This is a genomic window from Microbacterium sp. GW823-FHT02G05 (assembly GCF_058797175.1).
On the sequence record NZ_JBXAJK010000002.1, the window covers coordinates 30,117 to 48,921 of the forward strand.

General features: G+C 66.6%; 18 protein-coding genes. 9 read left to right on the forward strand and 9 right to left on the reverse strand.

Features of this window, described 5'->3' with window-relative positions; translation table 11 throughout:
• Window positions 1-54: 54 nt before the first annotated feature.
• Both AC1REM_RS10065 and AC1REM_RS10070 read right to left on the reverse strand, forming a co-directional pair.
• Window positions 55-732, reverse strand: a complete 678-nt coding sequence (locus AC1REM_RS10065) for a GAP family protein (protein ID WP_492514524.1) — start codon at window positions 730-732, stop codon at window positions 55-57.
• Between the two features lies 1 nt (window position 733).
• Window positions 734-2,410, reverse strand: a complete 1,677-nt coding sequence (locus tag AC1REM_RS10070) for a SulP family inorganic anion transporter (protein ID WP_492514525.1) — start codon at window positions 2,408-2,410, stop codon at window positions 734-736.
• Between the two features lie 127 nt (window positions 2,411-2,537).
• Between AC1REM_RS10070 and AC1REM_RS10075 the strand changes: the two genes are divergently transcribed.
• Window positions 2,538-4,013 carry a LuxR C-terminal-related transcriptional regulator gene (locus AC1REM_RS10075; RefSeq protein ID WP_492514526.1) on the forward strand — a complete coding sequence of 492 codons (1,476 nt, stop codon included), beginning with the start codon at window positions 2,538-2,540 and terminating at the stop codon, window positions 4,011-4,013.
• A 12-nt stretch (window positions 4,014-4,025) separates the two neighbouring features.
• Here AC1REM_RS10075 and AC1REM_RS10080 read toward each other — a convergent pair whose 3' ends face one another.
• Window positions 4,026-5,489, reverse strand: coding sequence for a SulP family inorganic anion transporter (locus AC1REM_RS10080; RefSeq protein WP_492514527.1), 1,464 nt, complete (start codon window positions 5,487-5,489; stop codon window positions 4,026-4,028).
• Window positions 5,490-5,554: 65 nt separating this feature from the next.
• Between AC1REM_RS10080 and AC1REM_RS10085 the strand changes: the two genes are divergently transcribed.
• Window positions 5,555-6,103, forward strand: coding sequence for a hypothetical protein (locus tag AC1REM_RS10085; protein WP_492514528.1), 549 nt, complete (start codon window positions 5,555-5,557; stop codon window positions 6,101-6,103).
• 27 nt (window positions 6,104-6,130) lie between these two features.
• Here the strand turns inward: AC1REM_RS10085 and AC1REM_RS10090 are convergent, their stop codons facing one another.
• On the reverse strand, window positions 6,131-6,418 hold the full coding sequence (locus AC1REM_RS10090) for a helix-turn-helix domain-containing protein (RefSeq protein WP_492514529.1): 288 nt from the start codon (window positions 6,416-6,418) through the stop codon (window positions 6,131-6,133).
• 184 nt (window positions 6,419-6,602) lie between these two features.
• Between AC1REM_RS10090 and AC1REM_RS10095 the strand changes: the two genes are divergently transcribed.
• The 4 genes from AC1REM_RS10095 to AC1REM_RS10110 all read left to right on the forward strand — a co-directional run bounded on the left by AC1REM_RS10095 (window position 6,603) and on the right by AC1REM_RS10110 (window position 9,745).
• Window positions 6,603-7,445, forward strand: a complete 843-nt coding sequence (locus AC1REM_RS10095) for a hypothetical protein (RefSeq protein ID WP_492514530.1) — start codon at window positions 6,603-6,605, stop codon at window positions 7,443-7,445.
• A gap of 96 nt (window positions 7,446-7,541) precedes the next feature.
• Complete coding sequence (locus tag AC1REM_RS10100; RefSeq protein WP_492514531.1) at window positions 7,542-8,597, forward strand: LLM class flavin-dependent oxidoreductase; 1,056 nt, start codon at window positions 7,542-7,544, stop codon at window positions 8,595-8,597.
• Window positions 8,594-9,253, forward strand: coding sequence for an NADPH-dependent F420 reductase (locus tag AC1REM_RS10105; RefSeq protein WP_492514532.1), 660 nt, complete (start codon window positions 8,594-8,596; stop codon window positions 9,251-9,253). Before AC1REM_RS10100 ends, AC1REM_RS10105 begins: the two co-directional genes overlap by 4 nt.
• 42 nt (window positions 9,254-9,295) lie before the next feature.
• On the forward strand, window positions 9,296-9,745 hold the full coding sequence (locus tag AC1REM_RS10110) for an SgcJ/EcaC family oxidoreductase (RefSeq protein WP_492514533.1): 450 nt from the start codon (window positions 9,296-9,298) through the stop codon (window positions 9,743-9,745).
• Here the strand turns inward: AC1REM_RS10110 and AC1REM_RS10115 are convergent, their stop codons facing one another.
• Window positions 9,746-10,588 (reverse strand): LysR substrate-binding domain-containing protein, encoded by an 843-nt coding sequence (locus AC1REM_RS10115; protein WP_204939693.1) that lies wholly within the window; start codon window positions 10,586-10,588, stop codon window positions 9,746-9,748. It lies immediately after the preceding gene.
• A gap of 85 nt (window positions 10,589-10,673) precedes the next feature.
• Here AC1REM_RS10115 and AC1REM_RS10120 point away from each other — a divergent pair, with 85 nt between their 5' ends.
• Window positions 10,674-12,014 (forward strand): MFS transporter, encoded by a 1,341-nt coding sequence (locus AC1REM_RS10120; protein ID WP_492514534.1) that lies wholly within the window; start codon window positions 10,674-10,676, stop codon window positions 12,012-12,014.
• On the opposite strand, the gene AC1REM_RS10125 is transcribed toward AC1REM_RS10120, so the two are convergent.
• A complete protein-coding gene (locus AC1REM_RS10125) occupies window positions 11,947-12,228 on the reverse strand; it encodes a metal-sensitive transcriptional regulator (RefSeq protein WP_492514535.1) in 282 nt (93 codons plus the stop codon). The genes AC1REM_RS10120 and AC1REM_RS10125 overlap by 68 nt on opposite strands.
• A 98-nt stretch (window positions 12,229-12,326) precedes the next feature.
• Between AC1REM_RS10125 and AC1REM_RS10130 the strand changes: the two genes are divergently transcribed.
• Complete coding sequence (locus tag AC1REM_RS10130) at window positions 12,327-12,512, forward strand: DUF8730 family Cys-rich protein (protein WP_492514536.1); 186 nt, start codon at window positions 12,327-12,329, stop codon at window positions 12,510-12,512.
• Window positions 12,513-12,604: 92 nt separating this feature from the next.
• Complete coding sequence (locus tag AC1REM_RS10135; RefSeq protein WP_492514537.1) at window positions 12,605-12,991, forward strand: hypothetical protein; 387 nt, start codon at window positions 12,605-12,607, stop codon at window positions 12,989-12,991.
• Between the two features lie 16 nt (window positions 12,992-13,007).
• On the opposite strand, the gene AC1REM_RS10140 is transcribed toward AC1REM_RS10135, so the two are convergent.
• From AC1REM_RS10140 to imuA', 3 genes are read right to left on the reverse strand one after another with little or no spacing between them, the layout of a single operon-like run.
• The gene (locus AC1REM_RS10140; RefSeq protein ID WP_492514538.1) at window positions 13,008-16,409 is read right to left on the reverse strand and encodes an error-prone DNA polymerase; all 3,402 of its coding nucleotides are present in this window, start codon (window positions 16,407-16,409) and stop codon (window positions 13,008-13,010) included.
• Window positions 16,409-17,944 carry a DNA polymerase Y family protein gene (locus AC1REM_RS10145; RefSeq protein WP_492514539.1) on the reverse strand — a complete coding sequence of 512 codons (1,536 nt, stop codon included), beginning with the start codon at window positions 17,942-17,944 and terminating at the stop codon, window positions 16,409-16,411. The genes AC1REM_RS10140 and AC1REM_RS10145 overlap by 1 nt, the downstream gene beginning before the upstream one ends.
• Window positions 17,941-18,681 (reverse strand): DnaE2-dependent mutagenesis accessory factor ImuA', encoded by a 741-nt coding sequence (gene imuA', locus AC1REM_RS10150; protein WP_204939699.1) that lies wholly within the window; start codon window positions 18,679-18,681, stop codon window positions 17,941-17,943. Before imuA' ends, AC1REM_RS10145 begins: the two co-directional genes overlap by 4 nt.
• Window positions 18,682-18,805: the final 124 nt, after the last annotated feature.

An 18,805-nucleotide genomic window follows, 5' to 3' on the forward strand; every position in this document is an offset into this window, starting at 1 on the left:
TGTGTTTCCTTACTTTCAGTGGGAGATGATGAGTTCGCCGCGACAGACCCCAGCTCAGAGGGAGCCGAGACCCTTTCCGAACATGAGCACGCCGATAGCGACGAGCAGCACGACCGTGATGACCGTGTTCTCGCGAACAAGCCAGCGGCGCAGAGTTTCGAGCGGCTCGCGGAGCCGTTCGCTGGCGATGAAGAACGCGATGATCGGTATCAGCACGGTTGATACCGCGCACGCGACGAACACGGCTGCGGCGAGGCTCTCCGCTGAGAGAGACATGCCAGCACCGCCGATGGTCACGCCTGCGCTCGCGGCGACGAGAAGGTTCTTAGGGCGGGGGCCAGAGAGCACGAGACCGAGACCGAGCGCGCGGGGGAGCGTGAACGAGTCGATTGCCGACATCCATTTGGGCAGTGTCGGAGTCTCGCCAGCTTTCGGCCTCTTGCGCCACTGGGCAAACGCCAGCAACAGAAGCAGTGCTGCGAGCGTGAACTGCACAACAGCCCGCACCGGATCGGGGCCGCCGGACGTATCGCGCGGCGGGAGCGCCCCTGCGACGAACACGAAGAGGGCGAGAGGAATCGCGATGCCCAGTGTCCACCCGATGAGAAAGCCGAGGCCAGTGCGACCGGGATTCGGCGACAAGAGCATCAGGATCACCGAGATGATCGCCAGGGGGCTGATGGCCAGTGCGAGGGTGAGCGGCAGAATCTCGCCGATGACAGTAAGGAGCATTTCACGCTTTCCCTGGTTTGTGGAGGTCTTCCGCTGGTGACAACGCGGACACGGCAGCACGATTCGTGGAGTAGACGCTGTCATCGGGGTGTACGACAGCGAATCGTTCAAGCCGAGGTCGAGCTTCCGCGCGAACCCGGCAGAAGGCGAGTGCGATGTTCACGGCGCTCAACCACGCCCGCAGCTGCTCGAAGGCCTCCGCGCCGGTGACATCGACATCTGTGACGGCTTCCATGTCGATCACGAGGTTGCGCACGGTCCCTGCGCCTCCCGCCGACGTGATCGCTGTCTTCACGGCCTGCGTGAAGACCGAACCGTTCGCGAAGAACAGCGGTGCGGCCATCCGCACGACGATCAGACCCGGAGCCGTGAGATGCCCCATCGGCGCCTCGTCCAGGAGGGAATCGGACGGGTCGCCGTCTTCGGCGAGCACGTCGATTGCGGGGTTCGCGGCATGACGAGCGAGGTTGATCAGAGCGAGAACGAATGCCACGAGAATGCCGGCGATCGCGCCGATCAGCAGCGTGACGGCGAAGCAGGCCGCACCGACGCAGAATTCGAATCGGGACACCCGCCACAGTGCTCGGAACTCCGAGAATCCGAACAATGGCACGATCGCGACGGCGATGATCGCGCCGATCGCGGGCGAGGGGATTCCGGTCAGCAGCTGGGTTCCGAAGAGCAGGAGGACCAGCGTGCCGATCGCGAGCACGATCGAGGGCAGTTGCGTGCGGGAGCCCGCCTGATCCATCGCTGCGGTGCGGCTCGTGGATGCCCCCAGTGCGAAGGATCCACTCGCACCAGCTGCGATGCTCGCGGCGCCCAGCGCGAGCAGGTCACGATCAGGTCGCGTCGGGTAGCGGTGCCTTTCGGCATAGGAACGCGCGACCAGGAGCCCTTCTGCGGATGCCACCATCGCCAACGCCAGCGCCGACGGAACGAGCGCGAACCACTGCTCCCAGGCCAGGACCGGCCATGCCAGGGCCGGAGGGCCTGCGGGAATCTCACCCAGGACCTGCACTCCCGCGTCGTTCGCGTGCGTGAGCGATACCGCCACGGTCGCGGCGACCATGACGACGAGCGCCCACGGGACGACAGGCGCCAGCCTGCGTCCGAACATGAGGATCGTGACCGCCGCCGCCGAGATCAGCAGCGACCAGGGGTTCGCTGCGTGGAGGCCACTCAGAAGCTCGGTGAGCTTCTCGCCGAACTCGGCACCCGAGTCGATGTGGATGCCGAGCATCTTGGCGACCTGTGAGACGGCGATGTCCACGGAGAGCCCGCCGACGAATCCGACCAGGATCGGCTTCGACAGGAAGTTCGCGAGGAATCCGAGCCGGAACACCGACATGAGCAGGAAGACGACGCCGCAGATGATGGCCTGCGCCAGCGCCATCGTGGCGTAGTTCTGAGAACCTGCGATGGCGAGCCCGCCGATCGATGACGCCACGAGCGATGCCGCCGCCGCATCCGCCGTCACGACGAGCTGGCGGGACGACGCCAGCAGCGCCCACACCAGCGTCGGCACAACCAGCGCATACAGTCCCGCGGTCGCGGGAAGTCCCGCGATCTGCGCATAGCCGATGTTCAGGGGGATCGCGATCGCGATCAGCGTCACGCCTGCGAGCAGCTCGCGGCCGACGTTGCGGCGGGTCACGCCGGGGAGCATCGTTCTCATCGAAGCCATGCTCGCGCGCGGGGAGCGGCGGCAGCGTCGCCCTCATCCTTCTCGGATGAGAACGATGAGCCCGGCTTTCCGCGTTCAGCTCGCTGGACGATCCCGCGAGAGGGCTATTCTGTGAACCATGATCGAGGCCGCCCGTCGGGAGCTCGCATCGGGTGAGACAGAGAGCGCGGCGCGGCTTCTCCGTCAGAACTGGTTGCGACTCATTCTGGAGTCCAGAACCAGTGAACTCGAACAGCTGTGCGTCGCCTTCCCCGACCAGCACGATCCGCATCTGCTTCTGATCCGCGCCTGCTGCCGAGATCTCGCGGGCGACCCGCACGGAGCCGCCTTCCTTCGAGGGCAGGGCCTGCGTCTAGCAGCCGATGACTTCGTCGTCTGCTTCACCAACCTGCTCCTGGCTCCCGATTCGTCGACGAAGTCCGCCATCGCCGATGAAGCGCACGAGGCCCTGACTCGATGCGGCCCGGAAGAGGACTACCCATCTGCGCTCTTCCTGCTGGGCTGGGCTGAGGTGCGGCTGCGGCGGAATCTCTCCCGTGCGATCTCGCTCCTCCGCTCGGCCAGCGAAGAGGCGCGCCTGCAGTCACGCGACGAGGTGCTCCGCCTTGCGCAGTCGAATCTCGCGTTCGCCCTGACTCATGCCGGTGCCTTTGCGGAGGCCGAGCGGATTCTGCGGACGCTCCCCGTGGCCGCGCCGGCGACGGACTGGGACCAGTTCGAAGGAGGGCTGCCGCAGTCCAACAGGGGGGCGATCGCGTTCTGGCGAGGCGACTTCGAAGGGGCGATCGCTCATCTGCGACCGGCCGTCGCCGTCGGGAGTCCGGGGACCAACTTCGAAGCGCAGGCGCGGCTCTATCTCGTCATGAGTCTGATCGCGCTGCAGCGTGATGAGCAGTATCGCGATGCCGCGCAGCTGCTGCGGGGAGTCAGCACGGAAGACAAGCACGGGGTTCACTGGGGGACTCTTCGCGCGGTCGTGGCAGCCTGGCTCGCGCACGTGGAGGGGCACGACGACGTGGCTCGAAAGGTCGGTGCCGGTGCCTTGGCGCGCCCCGGCGCACCAGTTGCCCACGCCCTTCTCGCCGCGCTCTACGAACGTCTGGAAGAGTTCGACCTCGCGGGACAGGCGCTTCGTCTGGCGACGGCGACGGAGCTTCCTCGATATGCGCGGATCAGTGCGCTGGTGACCTCTGCCGCGCTGAGCGCCGCGTCCGGAAATGGCCCCCACGCGCATGAGCAACTGGATCGCGCGCTCGAGGAGGCCGCGGAAGATCAGATCCTCGCTCCCTTCCTGATCCCCGGAGCCCTGGTCGGCGACCTTCTCACGGCGCACGCAACCGGCGGCTCGCGACACGACCAGTTGCTGCGCGTGATCTTCGCTCGCCGAGACCAGGTTGCGCAGAGTGTCTCCGGTGTCCTGACCTCGCGGGAGCGAGAGGTTCTTGCGCAGCTGCGCACAGACCGAACGGCCGAGGAGATCGCGACGGAGCTGCACATCGCCTACCCGACGGTGAAGACGCACATCCGCTCGATCTATCGCAAGCTGGGCGTGACGACACGGCGCGCCGCTGTACGCCACGCTGACGCACGGTGAGATCTGCGCGCTCTACTCCAGCTTTCCGGTCAAGCGCCCGTGAAACTGCGTCGACCGCTCATCCAATCCGGTGACCTGTACCTCGATCCCGTGCTCCGCATACTTCGCCTGCACGGAGTCGAGAGCGGCAACGGTGGAGGCGTCCCAGATCTGCGCGGCAGAGAGGTCGATCGTCACCGAGGCGGGGTCGTCGGCATAGGAGAACTGCTCGACGAGATCGTTGCTGCTGCCGAAGAACAGCGGCCCGCGCACGGTGTACGAGGCCGCATCCTCATCCACCGCACGTGACACCGTGACGACATGCGCGACGCGCCGCGCGAACAGCACCATCGCGAGGACCACGCCGACTCCGACGCCGATCGCGAGGTTGCTCGTCGTCACGACCACGACGATCGTCACGACCATCACGGCCGTCTCCGACAGGGGCATCCGCTTCAGGGTCGATGGACGCACGCTGTGCAGGTTGATTGTCTTGATCGCGACCACCATCATCACCGCGGCGAGCGCGATCATCGGGATCTGCTCCATCACATCGCTCAGCACGGTCACGAGAAGAAGCAGGAAGGCGCCCGCGACGAACGTCGAGATGCGGGTGCGCGCACGTCCGAGCTTCACGTTGACGACGGTCTGGCCGATCATGGCGCAGCCGGCGATGCCGCCCCAAAGGCCCGCGAAGATGTTCGATACGCCCAGCGCCCACGACTCGCGTCCTTTGTGTGACTTCGTGTCGGTGATGTCGTCGACGAGCTTTGCCGTCAGGAGGGTCTCCAGCAGCCCGACGAAGGCGACGCTGAGGGCGGTCGGTCCGATGATCCCGAGCGTCTCGAGATTCAGCGGCACGAGCAGGGGAGTGATCCCGGGAAGACCGCCGGCGACCGCACCCTGGTCTCCCACCGACGGTACGCTCAGATGCGCGATGAGCGTGATCGCCGTCACCGCGACGATCGCCACGAGGGGCGCCGGAACCGCGGTCGTCAGACGCGGAAGGCCCAGCACGATCAGGATCGTCAGCGCGAAGAGCGGATAGACGAGCCACGGCACGTCAAGCAGATGCGGGATCTGTGCGGCGAAGATCAGGATGCCCAGAGCATTGACGAAGCCGAGCATGACCGAGCGCGGAATGAACCGCAGCAGGCGCGCCAACCCGGTCACCCCGAAGAGGATCTGCACGATCCCCGCGAGAATCACGGTCGGCAGCAGGTACTCCACACCATGCTCGCGCACGAGCGGTGCGACGACGAGAGCGACGGCACCGGCCGCGGCGGTGATCATCGCCGGGCGACCGCCGAGGATCGACATCGAGATCGCCAGCACAACCGAGGCGATCAGACTCACCTTCGGATCGACGCCCGCGATGACCGAGAACGAGATCACCTCGGGGATGAGGGCGAGGGTCGTGACGATGCCGGCAAGCACTTCTGTCAGGAGAAGCCGGGGACTCCGTAGAGCTTGCAGGGTCGTCGGGGATGCACGCACCGATCCACCCTACGGGAGCCCGGCGCGCAGGAATCAGTCACGCTCACGGCGGCTACTCTGAAGCCATGACCGACGCGCACCTCCGTCTGACGATCGGCGACGACGGCCCCTCAACCGCCCACATCGATTTCGCGGCGCTGGAGTCGTTCCGCTTTCCTGATGGCCTCGGCTTTCCGCCCTCGTATCAGGTGTTCGTCCGCGAGTGTGGATGGGCGCGGACGTTCGGGCTCTGGCTCATCTATCCACCCGTGCTTCCCGGATACGCGGATGGGCGCCAGCGGGCCGACAACCTGACAGCACGCTTCCTCGAAAGCTACCGGGACGGGCAGATCGAGGAGTTCGACTGGATGGTCGAACCCGACGGTACCTGGGACACCCCGAGCTCGTTGCGCGTCTTCGGGTGGAGTGAGAATGGCGACGCGCTGCTCTGGGATACGTCGGGGCGAGGTGCGGACGGTGAGTTCCCGGTGTGGGAATCCCGGGGGCTCAACGCACTGCACCTGCTCGGCGGGAGCCTGACGGAGGCACTGCCCCTCCTCCGAGAGCGCGCGAACGCGCACAGCGCGCCCGCCGACCGTGTCGACATCGAACCACTCACCACGGCGCGTCTCTGAGCCGACACCGGCAGACGGCGGGGGGAGTCACTCGACCGCGGATGCCTCGTGTAGCGCGGCCTCACTCGTGGTCACCTCGCGCACCGGGAAGAAGATGATCGGCGGCCGGCCCCGTGTGCTCACGTGCGCCGTCTCGCTGCGGATCAGCCAGTCGTTCTCCAGCACACGCAGATGATCGCGCGCCGTGTTCAGCGGGATGCCGCATTCTGATGCGATCTCACCCGCGCGACGCCCCGGCACGCGCTGAATCGACTGCAGCAGCCGCAGGCGGCGGCGCTGCGTGAGACCTCGGAAATCCTGTGTGCGGCGCAGCATGCCCCGAGTGTAGGCAGGCCCACGCTCCGTCGGCCGCGCGATCGACCGGACAAAACCGGTCGAACCCCGGCGCGCATGCGCGAAGCGGAGAGACGGGGGGCGGCCGCATCCGGCCCGGCCGCCGCTGTGTGCCCTCTCGTGCCGGGCGTTTGACCGCCGCGGCCGCCTGCGCTTGTATGGGGCCATGACAGGAACCGTGCTGCTGCGCCAGCGAAACGAGTCGGAGTTTCGCGGTATCAGCCGGGCACGTGAGGTTGTCGTCGTCGACCAGCCGAGAGATCTCGCGCACCTGGCCACGATCACCACCGCGCAGCTCTGGGCACCGCACGCGGACCCGTTTCTGGAGCTGCCCGAAATCCTGAGCGCGATGCCGGCACTCCAGTCGCTCACGATCAGTGGATCGAGTGCTGTGAGTACGGCCATCACGCAGCTCAAGGAGGGGGATCTTCCCTCTCGTCTGAGCGAGATCCGAGTGTTGATCGACGATGGCAAGACGCTGCACTGGCCGCGCATCGCACTCCCGAACCTGCGCGCACTGACCGTCGTCGGCGAGCTGCGGTTCGACGAGGAGCAGTTTCCGCTGCTCGAGAGCCTGTCCTTTCGACCGGACCGGTCCCTTCGCACCCTGCGGCAGGCCCTCACCCTTCCGCTTGTCGACCTCCACCTGCAACTCGTGCCGACCAACGAGGAGATCTTCGGGGTGCTCGCGGCGCGTCCGCTGCGCAGCCTCGGTCTGCACGGCGGAACGAAGCTGACGACCCTCGACGGCATCGGGGCGCTCTCCGACCTCACCACGCTGCAGGTGAAGAACCTCAGGAATCTCAGTGACATCTCCGGGTTGCGGATGCTGCCTCGTCTCGAACGCCTCGACCTGCAGTACTGCACGAAGATCAGCAACATCGAGGTGATCAATGACCTCGAGTCGCTGAGCCGTCTCACACTGGTCGGCTGTGGGAACATCGGCGTCGACAAGATCCAGCACACGCTCGACAGACTCGCGCAGCGGACCGTGGGGGCGACGCGGTAGAGCGCCCCGCTGTGCTGATGGCGGCGCTCTGACACCGATCCTGATGCATAATTGATGTATCAACTAAGTGAGCGTGGTTCGGGAGGACAGGCGCAGATGAGCGACATCCAGAGCATCGAATTCGGCATCGACACCTTCGGCGATCTGCCGCGTGACGCGAACGGCGAACTCGTGTCCTACGCGCAGGCGATCCGGGCAACGGTCGAAGAAGCTGTTCTCGCCGATGAGGTCGGCATCGACGCCATCGCGGTGGGGGAGCACCATCGTCCCGAGTTCGCGATCTCGACGCCCGAGACGGTGCTCGCCGGTATCGCGACCGTGACGAAGAACATCAGGCTCGCCTCGGGTGTCACCGTGCTCTCGTCCGATGATCCCGTCCGCGTGTTCCAGCGCTTCGCGACCGTCGATGCGCTCTCGAACGGACGCGCGGAGGTCATCCTCGGTCGCGGCTCCTTCACGGAGTCCTTCCCTCTCTTCGGTTACGACCTGGCCGACTATGAGGTGCTCTTCGAAGAGAAGATCGACCTCTTCCACAAGCTCCTCGATGAGAGGCCCGTCACCTGGCAGGGCACGACACGTGCCCCTCTTCACGACGCCGATGTGTTCCCGAAGACCGAGTCCGGGCGCCTGAAGACCTGGGTGGGAGTCGGTGGTTCGCCGCAGTCGGTCATCCGCACGGCACAGTACGGGTTCCGTCTCATGCTGGCCGTCATCGGAGGATCCCCCGATCGTTTCGCGCCCTACGTCGACCTCTACCGCCGTGCGACTGCGCAGCTCGAGACGACGGCGTACCCGGTGGGACTTCACTCGCCCGGCTTCATCGCCGACACCGATGAGCTCGCCAAAGAGACCGTCTACGACGACTACAAGGCGATGCGCGACCGCATCGGCGCCGAGCGCGGCTGGCCGCCCATGAGTCGACGCGAGTTCGAGTCGGAAGCGGAGCACGGCTCGCTCTACATCGGATCGCCAGAGACGGTCGCACGAAAGATCGCCAGCGCGATCCGCGCCCTCGACGTCGGACGCTTCGACATGATCTACAGCGGTGGCGCGATCCCAGCGAGCGCTCGACTGCGCTCGGTCGAGCTCTACGGCACGAAGGTGATCCCAATGGTGCGAGAGCTTCTCGCGGAAGGCGGCGGCGCGTCGTGAGCGGCGAGAGCGCCGCGTCTGCCCCGACCATCGGGATTCTCGGCGCAGGACAGGTAGGCACGGTGCTCGCGAAGCTCGCGCTCGCCGCAGGATTTCGGGTGCTGATCGCCGGCTCCGGAAGCCCCGCGAAGATCGCGCTCACCGTCGAGGTGCTGACGCCGGGTGCGGTGGCGATGGCGGCTGCGGATGTCGTACGAGACGCGGATGTCGTGATCCTCGCCCTTCCGCTCGGCAAGCTCACCCGACTTCCCGCCGAGCTTTTCGACGGGAAGCTGGTGCTCGATGCCATGAAATACTGGTGGGAGACGGACGGCATTCGCCATGACCTTGACGACCCGCGAACGACGACGAGCGAGATCGTGCAGTCATTCCTCGCGAACGCGCGTGTGGTGAAGGCGTTCAATCACATGGGGTACCACGACCTGCACGACGGGCCGCGTCCCTCCGGAGATCCGAGCCGCAAGGCGATCGCCGTCTCCGGAGACGACGCGGATGCCGTCGCCGCGGTCGTCTCGCTCGTGGATGCCTTCGGTTTCGATGCGCTCGTGATCGGCCCGCTGGCGGCGAGTCGCGGTCTACAGCCGGGGCATCCGGGATTCGGGGCGAATCTCGCCGGAAAAGAGCTCGCCGAGGTGCTCGGCGTCGCCTCCGTCTGAGATCTAGGCTGAGCACACCGGTCAACCCATGAGGAGGCGGTCATGAAGGCACCCGAAGAAGTCGTCGCCCGTTGGCAGGATGCGTGGAACAGTGCGGATGCGGATGCGCTCTCGCTGCTCTTCGCAGAGGACGCGGAGTTCGTGAACGTCGTCGGCCTCTGGTGGCACGACCGCGAGAGCATTCGAGTGTCGCACGAATTCGGCTTCACCACGATCTTCCCGGGGTCCACCATCACGATGGGCAAGCCCCGACTGCGGATGCTCGGAGATGCCGGCGCTGTCGTGCAGGCGCGCTGGCTCCTCGTGGGACAGGTCGCCCCCGATGGAACGCCGGCGGGGGAGCGCGAGGGAATCTTCACCTTCGTGCTCGAACGACGCGCGGAATCGTGGATCACCGTCGCCGCGCAGAACACGGACGTCGTGCCGAACACACAGACGCATATCAATGCACCAGAGGGGCGCTCGAGCATCTACTACCGGTCGCTGGACTAGCTACGAGATGCTGCTGACGATTGCGGCGCTCAACGCCTCGATCGGGCGGCGCGGGGCAGCGGGATTGTCGAGGAGCGCGAAATCGAGCGCGCCGAGGGGCGGCAGGTTGAACTGGCTGTCGACCCGCACGAGATCGGCGGGCATGAGCGTCTCCGGGAACACGGCGACGCCGAGTCCCGCTCGGACACCGGCGAGGATCCCCGTGATGTCACGTGCGGTACAGGTCGGCTTCCACTGCCGTTTCGGTGCTTCGAGCGCTTCGATGGCGGCTGCTCGTGACGGACTGGGACGAGGGTAGGTGACCAGCGGCACGGGTTCATCTGCATGAAAGACGAGCGCGGGATGGGCCGCCCACACCAGCTGCTCGCGACGGACGACCCTTCCTTCCGCAATGCCCGGCTCTCGCCGTACATAGACCAGGTCGAGGTTTCCGGCCTTGAGGCGTCGAAAGATCGCCGCGGATTGACCCACGGTGATCTCGACATCGACGTGCGGGTTCTTGCGCCGAAAGTCCCGAAGAATCTCGGGGAGGTGCGTCAGTGCGAGATCATCCGCTGTTCCGAAGCGCACGCGGGTGCGCTCCGCCGGTCCCGCGAAGTGCGCGTGCGCATCGTCGATCGCGGCCAGCGCGCGTCGTGCGAAGCCAAGCAGTGCCTCGCCGCTGTCGGTGAGCGAGACATGTCTCGTGTCCCGAGAGAACAGCACCCGACCGATCTGCGCTTCGAGTCGCCGTATGCGCTGACTCACCGTGGGCTGGCTGACATCGAGCTGGCGACCCGCGGCAGAGAAGCTCTTCGTTTCGGCCACAGCGACGAAGCAGCGCAGCAACTCGGTCTCGTACATAGGAGACAGCCTATTGGTCTTTCCAATGACTGATATCACTTCTATCTCGTCGCCAAATTACTGTGGTCACCGTAGATTTGCGTTCATGTCTCATCCAGGCATAGACGCCGTGCCGCATCCCGTGACCGAACCTCTTCCGAACCTCGCTCATCGTCCCGCGCTCCGCGATACTTTCATCGCGCTCGGTGGGAGCAACTACCGCAGGTACATCCTCAGCTTCATCGGAGCCTCAAGCGGTGCGTGGCTGGCTCGACTGACGAGCGACTGGCTCATGATCGAGCTCACGGGCAACGTTGCCCTGGTCAGCCTGGTCGTCGCCGCACAGCTCGTGCCGGTCGTGACACTCAGTGCATGGGGCGGGCTTCTGGGAGATCGACTGAATGCCCGCATGACCGTGCTCGCGACACAGTCCCTCATGGTGGTCGCCGTCGCCGTGCTGGCGCTTGCGACGCTGTTCGGTCAGCAGACGGTCGGCCTCATTCTGCTCAGCTCCCTGCTCATCGGGTTGAGCGCCGCATTCGAGGGACCCAGCCGCGCGGTTCTCGTCGTCGAGGTCGTAGGCACGTGGCGTCTCTCGAATGCTCTGAGCTTGAATGCTGCGGTCGGTCAGCTCGCAGGGATCGCGGGGGCTGCGCTCACGGGCATCCTGATCCTGTGGATCGATGTCGGCGGCACGCTGATCGTTGCGACGCTTTTCCTGCTGGCGGGGATCGCTGTTCTGCTGACGGTTCGCCGTGACTCCCTGTTCGGGGTGGCGAAGGTCCCCGCGCGGCGAGGGCAGGTCGCGGAAGCGTTTCGCTACGTGCGCAGCAAGCCGGAGATCACGGCGTGCATCCTGTTGATCTTCACCCTTGCGCTGTTCGGGCTCACCGGCTCGGTGCTGATGGCATGGGCTGCACGCGAGCGGTTCGATCTGGGGGCTGCCGGGTACAGCGGTTTTCAGGCGATCGCGGCGATCGGGGCGTTCGTGGGCAGTCTCGTGTCGGCGCGGCGTCGTCGACTGCGGTTGCAAGACAACGCGCTTCTCCTGGGTGTGTCGGGGATGATCTGGGCGGTGACAGGGTTCGCGCCCGCGCCCGGCGTCTTCGCCATTGCTCTCGTGGCGGCCTTCGTCACACGCATCATGTTCATGATCGGCAACGAATCGCTTGCCCAGCTGTCGACGAATGGGGCGATTCGCGGTCGGGTCGTCTCGCTGTACCTGATGGCCGCGACGAGCGGGCAGCTCGTGGGAGCGATGCTCACGGGATGGGCGGTCGTGGCTCTCGGTGGTGAGGTCACGTTCTTGATCACGGGACTCGTGCTCGTCGTCGTCTCTTTCGGAGTGTGGTTCCGGTGTCTCAGGAACGGACGGCGCCTCAGGCCAGCGAGAGGAAGAGCTTCTCGAGTTCGTCGGTCGCGAGCTCGTCGGTGTCGGGATCGGTGAGGCATTCCTTGAGGGCGCTGGAGATCACGAGGAAGCCGGCCCGGTCGAGCGCCTTGGAGACGGCAGAGAGCTGTTGGACGATGTCGCGGCAGCTCTGGTCGTTGTCGACGGCCTCGATCACGGCGTTGAGCTGACCGTGAGCGCGGCGCAGACGGTTGAGCACCTTGCGCTTGGCTTCGGCGTCGTGCGCGAAGGACGTGGTGGGGGTGGTCATCGTCGTCTCCTGTCGATGGGGTGGAGTCCTGACCAGGATACCCCTTGGGGTATAGTTGCGCATACCCCCTGGAGTATCTGAGGAAAGAGAGCGACACAATGTGCCGTCCCACCACATGCCGCACCTGCAAGAAGACCACCTGGGCAGGCTGTGGTCAGCATGTGCAGTCCGTGAAGGCCTCGGTGCCCGCGAGTGAATGGTGCAACGGCACTCATTCCGCCGCGCAGATCGCCGCGGCGAAGAACGCCAAGCCGGGCTTCTTCGCGCGCCTCTTCGGCTGCTGAGCACTCGAATCCGCCATCGGCGCGCCACAGAGTTTCCGCACTCGGTGACTGCGCACCTGTGCCGTCGGGTGCCGGACTCGTATGGTGGGAGCATGGACAGGAGCATCCTGCTGAACGGCACCGTCAGCATTCCCCTCGGGCACCGCGTCGAAGTGAGCGAGAGCGGCGCCGCGGATGGCGCTGCGGGTGTGCGCATCCACACGATCGTCGATCTCGACACGGGAGTGGAGCACCGCTGGGACGAGCATCGCCCCGCCGACGCGATCATCTGGACGGGACGCGTGCTGCAGTGCAGTATCCGATTCTCGGGGAGCGCGGGGGAGACCCAGCTTCTGATCGATCCCTTCACGCCCGGCGCGCTGGGAGCCAAGGCGGCGCTGCGCGGCGCGGATGCAGCCGCGGATGCCGCCAAGGCCGAAGCCGACCGCTGGGGCGGCGCGGATCGTCCGCCACCAGAGCCCGAAGAGCGCTTCTGGTAGGTCTACGTTGCCGTGGTCAGCGGAAATCACGGGACTGGTGGCTGAGTCCGGTGCGGAGATCTTCAAAAGCATCGGCGAGGACATTGATCACCCCCTCGGGAGAACGCTCGAGGATTCCGCGCACGATGAGCGCCGGAGAATCCCGCGCGACTCTGCGATAGCGATTCCACACCCCCGCGGAGCAGACCACGTTCACCAGGCCGTGCTCGTCTTCCAGATTGAGGAAGGTGATCCCCGCGGCCGTCGCCGGGCGCTGCCTGTGTGTCACGAGGCCCGCGACCTCGACGCGTCGCCCCACTTCGTGCGTTCGGAGCAGGTCGGCGCTCACCACCCCGCGTTCCTGCAACGCTGCCCGGAAATGCGACAGCGGATGGTCGTCGGTGGAGAGCCCCGTCGCCCAGAGGTCGGAAGCGAGTCGTTCATAGCCCGACTGATCCGGAAACAGCGGCGGCTGCACCGAGATCGTGGTGTCCGGCAGATACTGGGCGCGATCCTGCGCGGCAGCGCCAGCCAGCCAGAGCGCCTCGCGTCGTTGCAGCCCCAGTGAGTCGAAGGCCCCTGCGGTTGCCAACGCTTCCACCTGCGCGGCGGTGGCATCCGTGCGTCGCACAAGGTCGTGCAGGTCGCGGAAGACGCCGTGCGCTTCTCGTTCGGCGACGATGCGTTCCGCGAGCTTCGTGCCGATCCCGCGTACTCCGCTGAGGCCCATCCGCACCGCATGCCCGCCATCGCGGCGATGCTCCGGCGAGTCGTCGGGCAGGTCGCGGTCGAACAGAGGGACGGACGGCTGGTCCGGTTCGGTGCAGAAGGTAAGACCGGTCGGGCCCGAAGCGTCCGCAGTCGCCTCCAGCGTCTCCGTCGCTCCGGATGCATGCAGATCGGGTCGCAGCACGCGCACCCCATGTCGCCGGGCATCCGCCGTCAGCGAGGCGGGGGAGTAGAAGCCCATCGGCTGCGCTCTCAGAAGAGCTGCGAGGAATGCCGCCGGGTAGTGCAGCTTGAGCCAGGAGCTCGCATAGACCAGCAGAGCGAACGAGAGGGAGTGCGACTCGGCGAAGCCGAAGTTCGAGAACGCCTGGATCTGCGCGTAGATGCGATCGGAGGTCGCCTCGTCCAGCCCGTGTCGGCGCATCCCCTCGTACAGCTTCGTGCGGATGCGCTCGATCTTCTCCTGACCGCGCTTTGACCCCATCGCACGACGCAGAAGATCGGCCTCATCGGCGGTGCAGTCGCCCAGGGTGGTCGCCATCTGGATCAGCTGCTCCTGGAAGATCGGGATGCCCAGGGTGCGCTCCAGAATCGGCTCCAGTTTCGGATGCGCGTAGACCACCTTCTCGGCTCCCAGCTTGCGGCGGACGAAAGGATGCACGGCGCCGCCCTGGATGGGGCCGGGGCGGATGAGGGCGATCTGGATCACCAGGTCGTAGAACGACCGCGGCTGAAGGCGGGGGAGAAGTCCCATCTGCGCGCGGGACTCGACCTGGAAGACTCCGATGGAATCGGCGCGGCAGAGCATGTCGAAGACGGCGGGTTCTTCTTTGGGGATGGACTCCAGCGTCCACCGCTCACCCGTGCTCTCGGCGATCAGGTCGAAGCAGTGCTGCAAGGCCGCGAGCATCCCGAGTCCGAGCAGGTCGAACTTGACCAGCCCCATCCAGGCAGCGTCGTCTTTGTCCCACTGGATGACGGTGCGATTCTCCATTCGCGCATGCTCCACCGGCACCACCTCACCGACCGGTCGAGCGGTCAGCACCATCCCCCCGGAGTGGATGCCGAGGTGGCGCGGCGCCTTCAGGAGATCGCTCGCATAGCGGAGGACATCGGCAGGGATGTCATTGTCGTCGGCGGCCTCCAGTCCTGCGCTCCAACCGTCGACCTGTCGAGACCACGCATCCTGCTGCCCGGGCGCATACCCGAGCGCGCGGGCCATGTCGCGTACCGCGTTCTTCGGTCGGTACTGGATCACATTCGCCACCTGTGCTGCACGCTCCCGCCCATAGCGCCCATAGACCCACTGGATGATCTCCTCGCGGCGGCGGGAGTCGAAGTCCACATCGATATCGGGCTCCTCCTCACGGGTCGTCGCAAGGAAACGCTCGAACGGAAGCCGGTAGCGGATCGGATCGATCGCGGTGATCCCGAGCAGATAGCAGACCGCGCTCGCCGCCGCAGAACCTCGTCCCTGGCACAGGATGCCCCGCCGCCGCGCCTCGGCGACGATGTCGTGCACGATCAGGAAGTACCCGGGAAAGTCCTTCTCCTCGATGACGCTCAGCTCCTTCTCGATGCGTGCCCGACCCTCATCGTCGAGCCGGGGATACACCGTGGGCACCGCCTGCCATACCAGCGCGCGCAGATGCCCCATGGGTGTCTGCCCCTCCGGCAGCTCGACCTGCGGGAGAGCCGGGCGAACCTTGCGCAGAGAGAACGCGCAATCGGCTGCGATGCGCAGAGTCTGTGCAACCGCCCCCGGGTACCGGGCGAAACGGGACGTCATCTCCTGCCCGGAACGCAGATGCGCGGTGCCGTGCACCGGAAGCCAGCCGTCGAGGTCATCCATGCTGCGCCGTGCCCGCACCGCGGCGACCGCCTCGGCGAGACGGGTCTGCGCCGGAGAGGCGTAGTGCACGTTGTTCGTCGCGACGACAGGCAGACGCAGCTCCCGGGCGAGGCCCGCCAGGGTGTCGTTGTGTCGGGTGTCGAGCGGATCGCCGTGATCCATCAGCTCGACGGCGATCTGGTCGGCGCCGAAGACGTCGACCAGGCGTCGCAGCGGGGTCGCGGCATCGCCCTGCTGCAATCCCTGTCGCACGCTGCCCTTGCGGCATCCGGTGAGGATGGTCCACTGTCCGTCGGCTGCCGCGGCCAAGTCGTCGAGATCGTAGACCGGGCGGCCCTTCTCTGCTCCTCGCAGCTGGGCGCGAGTGATCGCTCCGGCGAGACGGTGATACCCCTCTGATCCTCGGGCCAGCACCAGCAGGTGCGTTCCCTCAGGATCGGGGATGCCCTGCTGGGGAGCATGCAATCCCAGAGACAGCTCGGCACCGAACACGGTCTGCACCTGGACGCCGCTGAGCTCTGCCGCCTCCGCGAAACGCGCGGCCCCATAGAAGCCGTCATGATCGGTGAGGGCGAGGGCGGTGAGGCCGAGACGCTCTGCCTCGCTCAGCAGCTCCTCCGGTGAGGACGCACCATCCAGGAACGAGTACGAGGAATGCGCGTGCAACTCGGCATAGGGCACGGCGTCGTCTGGTCGCTGCACACTCTCGGGTACCGGCTTCGGTCGAGCGCGGCTGATGGGGGCAGGGGGTTCCCGTGGGCTGCGCGGCTCCGCGCTCGTGTCACCCGGGGAGTCTGGCGTGGCGCTCAGTATGCGTTCCAGTTCGGACCAGCTCTGCGGCGGGTTATGCCATCCCATCAGCTGTACCTCCCCTCTGCCCACCAGCGCTCGCCGGAGCAGAAAACCAGCCACGCACGCCCTTCGGCATCCACGATCTGCAGGCGATGGCCGGCGCGCCCCGAGCCTTCCCATCCACGCTCGTGCAGCGGCCAGGGGCCGGCCCATCCCTGCACGATCGCCCCCTCGATCTGCGCCGGAGGTTCGGTGAGATCGTTTCGCTCAGTGACCTGCACAGTCGTGCCCTGCGCGGTGAGCACGGTCACCGCGCGTGGCGGACGAAAGACCTCTGCGGGAAGGGGATCGGGAAGGCTCCCCGGCCAGGGGCGGGTAGGGTCGCGTTCGAGAACAGCGCGCTCACCCCAGGGCGTCAGCTGCTGACGGTCGGCCAGCCAGCGCCCACCGGAGACCTCAGCGGTCAGCACCCCGTGATGGCCCAGCATCGTCTGCACGCGGGAGACGGCATGGTGAAGGCGTTCGTCGGTACCGGAGCCGAAGAGCCCGGGCTGGTGATGCGCCGCATCGTCGACGGCGGTGGGGGTGATGCGCACGACAAGGATGCCCCCGAACGCGTGGGCGTCGTCAGGGGTCTCCGTCGTGGACTCCGCCGCCAGCGCCTCGAGCTGCCAACGCACCCGGTCGACGAGATCACCAGGATCGAAGCAGGTGGGATGCAGCCAGGTGCGGGAGTGCACCCGGTCGTCGGCGTCGGTCAGATCGATGCGCACCTCGGTGCAGACGAGAGACGCGAGTCCGAGCGCGACCGTCACAGCATCGGCCGTCTGCCGCACCGCGAAGGCGATCTGATCTGCGCGCCCGAGAGGTTCGTCGAACTCGATCTCTCGGGCGAGCTCGGGATCGATCTCGACCGGGGTGAGCGCGCGGGAGTCGGATCCGCCCGACAGCGCATGCAGCCGTGCGCCGCGATCGCCCAGCCGTGCACGCACCTCGTGGCCCGGCAGTGCAGCGAACTCGCCGAGTGTGTGCACGCCCAGCCGGATGAGCAGACTCGTGAGATCTTCATCGCGCAGTACCTGCAGGGGCATCGGCGCCAGGAACTCCGGTGCCTTCCCCGGAGGGATGACCGTGACGGGGCCGGAGCTGCGAGCAGCCAGCTCTGCGGTGAAGGGACCGTCGGCGATGCCGATGCGCACCTCCGGATAGCCGTTCTCGGCCAGCTGCTCCCTGAGCGCGATGCCTGCTTCGAGTTCGCCGCCGTGATAGCGGGCGATCCCACGCGCACGCAGCGCAGCGAGCCCTGGTCGCAGCAGAGAGACTCCGGGGGAGAGGCGCTCGAGCGTCTTCAGGACGGGAAGGAACGCGCGCTCATCGTGCACCGGGTCGTGCGGGAGCAGGGTCAGCGCGGGGAAGGCGCCTTGCGCGGCGCGACGACGCTGTCCTGTCCGCACCCCGTGTTCACGCGCAGAGGCGGTGCACGCGGTGACGATGCCTGCGCGCAGAAGCGCGGTCGGCGGATGTGGCGCGGGGGAGCCGAGAACCGCGCGCAATGGCCAGTCGGGGAACCACAGCACGAGCACGCGCAGCGGGGCGTTCATGCGATGGCCGCCCACCGGGAGATCGGAGTGACGACGGCATCTGTCTGCGGCAGAGCTTCGATCGTGCCGAGGGGGCCGGGAAGGCGGACGCGGACACTGTGCGGATGCGGGTCTTGTCTGCTTTGCGCCGTCACGGTCACGACCCGTTCGGAGAGGAGGCCCCATCCTTCGCCGATCCCCTGCCACTGCGGGTCGTGGATGCGCAGCCGTCCTTCGCTCTGCGGCCAGGGTCCGGTGACCAGGAGCGTGCTGCCGCGTTCACGCAACCGCGCCTGCAACCGGGCGGCCTCAGCGCCGAGAATACGAGAACCGGGGTGCACGGCGATCAGGGGTACGACCTCTGCGAGGGCCGAGGTGACGGCCAACCAGCGCTCGCCGGGGTCGGGGACGAGGATCAGCCGCTCCAGGTCGATGCCGAACCCGGCGGCGGCTTCGAGACCGAGCGTCGGCATGCCGATGACGGCGCACCAGGAGCCTCGCTGGGACGCCGTGCTCAGCAGGGCGCAGACCAGACTCGGTGAGGGGGAGAGGGAGTATGCGCTCCCGGTCTGCAGCCCTTCACCGGGGAGCAGTCCGCGCAGTGCGGAGGGGATCGGCACGACCGGGCTGTCGCTGCGTCGTCGTTGCATGCGGCCGATCTCGCGACGCAGCCGAAGGACATCGGCGGCACGTGCTTCTTCGCGTGCCACGTCGCCAGGTGCCGCGCTGTCTTGCGCAGAAAGGCTGCCGAGTCTCATCACACCATCCTCGAAAATATGTTCGAATAAATCAAGTCGTGTCGTGATGCTAATTCGCAGATCGGACATTGGATGCCGGGCCCGGAAAGCCGTCGATGTCGGAGCCTCTGGATACGCTGTGCCC

What these genes read in the sequence shown, in the direction of transcription:
- AC1REM_RS10065 (WP_492514524.1), bottom strand. Translation starts at nt 732, where the DNA reads ATGCTCCTTACTGTCATCGGCGAGATTCTGCCGCTCACCCTCGCACTG.
- AC1REM_RS10070 (WP_492514525.1), bottom strand. Translation starts at nt 2,410, where the DNA reads ATGAGAACGATGCTCCCCGGCGTGACCCGCCGCAACGTCGGCCGCGAG.
- AC1REM_RS10075 (WP_492514526.1), top strand. Translation starts at nt 2,538, where the DNA reads ATGATCGAGGCCGCCCGTCGGGAGCTCGCATCGGGTGAGACAGAGAGC.
- AC1REM_RS10085 (WP_492514528.1), top strand. Translation starts at nt 5,555, where the DNA reads ATGACCGACGCGCACCTCCGTCTGACGATCGGCGACGACGGCCCCTCA.
- AC1REM_RS10090 (WP_492514529.1), bottom strand. Translation starts at nt 6,418, where the DNA reads ATGCTGCGCCGCACACAGGATTTCCGAGGTCTCACGCAGCGCCGCCGC.
- AC1REM_RS10095 (WP_492514530.1), top strand. Translation starts at nt 6,603, where the DNA reads ATGACAGGAACCGTGCTGCTGCGCCAGCGAAACGAGTCGGAGTTTCGC.
- AC1REM_RS10100 (WP_492514531.1), top strand. Translation starts at nt 7,542, where the DNA reads ATGAGCGACATCCAGAGCATCGAATTCGGCATCGACACCTTCGGCGAT.
- AC1REM_RS10110 (WP_492514533.1), top strand. Translation starts at nt 9,296, where the DNA reads ATGAAGGCACCCGAAGAAGTCGTCGCCCGTTGGCAGGATGCGTGGAAC.
- AC1REM_RS10115 (WP_204939693.1), bottom strand. Translation starts at nt 10,588, where the DNA reads ATGTACGAGACCGAGTTGCTGCGCTGCTTCGTCGCTGTGGCCGAAACG.
- AC1REM_RS10120 (WP_492514534.1), top strand. Translation starts at nt 10,674, where the DNA reads ATGTCTCATCCAGGCATAGACGCCGTGCCGCATCCCGTGACCGAACCT.
- AC1REM_RS10125 (WP_492514535.1), bottom strand. Translation starts at nt 12,228, where the DNA reads ATGACCACCCCCACCACGTCCTTCGCGCACGACGCCGAAGCCAAGCGC.
- AC1REM_RS10130 (WP_492514536.1), top strand. Translation starts at nt 12,327, where the DNA reads ATGTGCCGTCCCACCACATGCCGCACCTGCAAGAAGACCACCTGGGCA.
- AC1REM_RS10135 (WP_492514537.1), top strand. Translation starts at nt 12,605, where the DNA reads ATGGACAGGAGCATCCTGCTGAACGGCACCGTCAGCATTCCCCTCGGG.
- AC1REM_RS10140 (WP_492514538.1), bottom strand. Translation starts at nt 16,409, where the DNA reads ATGGGATGGCATAACCCGCCGCAGAGCTGGTCCGAACTGGAACGCATA.
- AC1REM_RS10145 (WP_492514539.1), bottom strand. Translation starts at nt 17,944, where the DNA reads ATGAACGCCCCGCTGCGCGTGCTCGTGCTGTGGTTCCCCGACTGGCCA.
- imuA' (WP_204939699.1), bottom strand. Translation starts at nt 18,681, where the DNA reads ATGAGACTCGGCAGCCTTTCTGCGCAAGACAGCGCGGCACCTGGCGAC.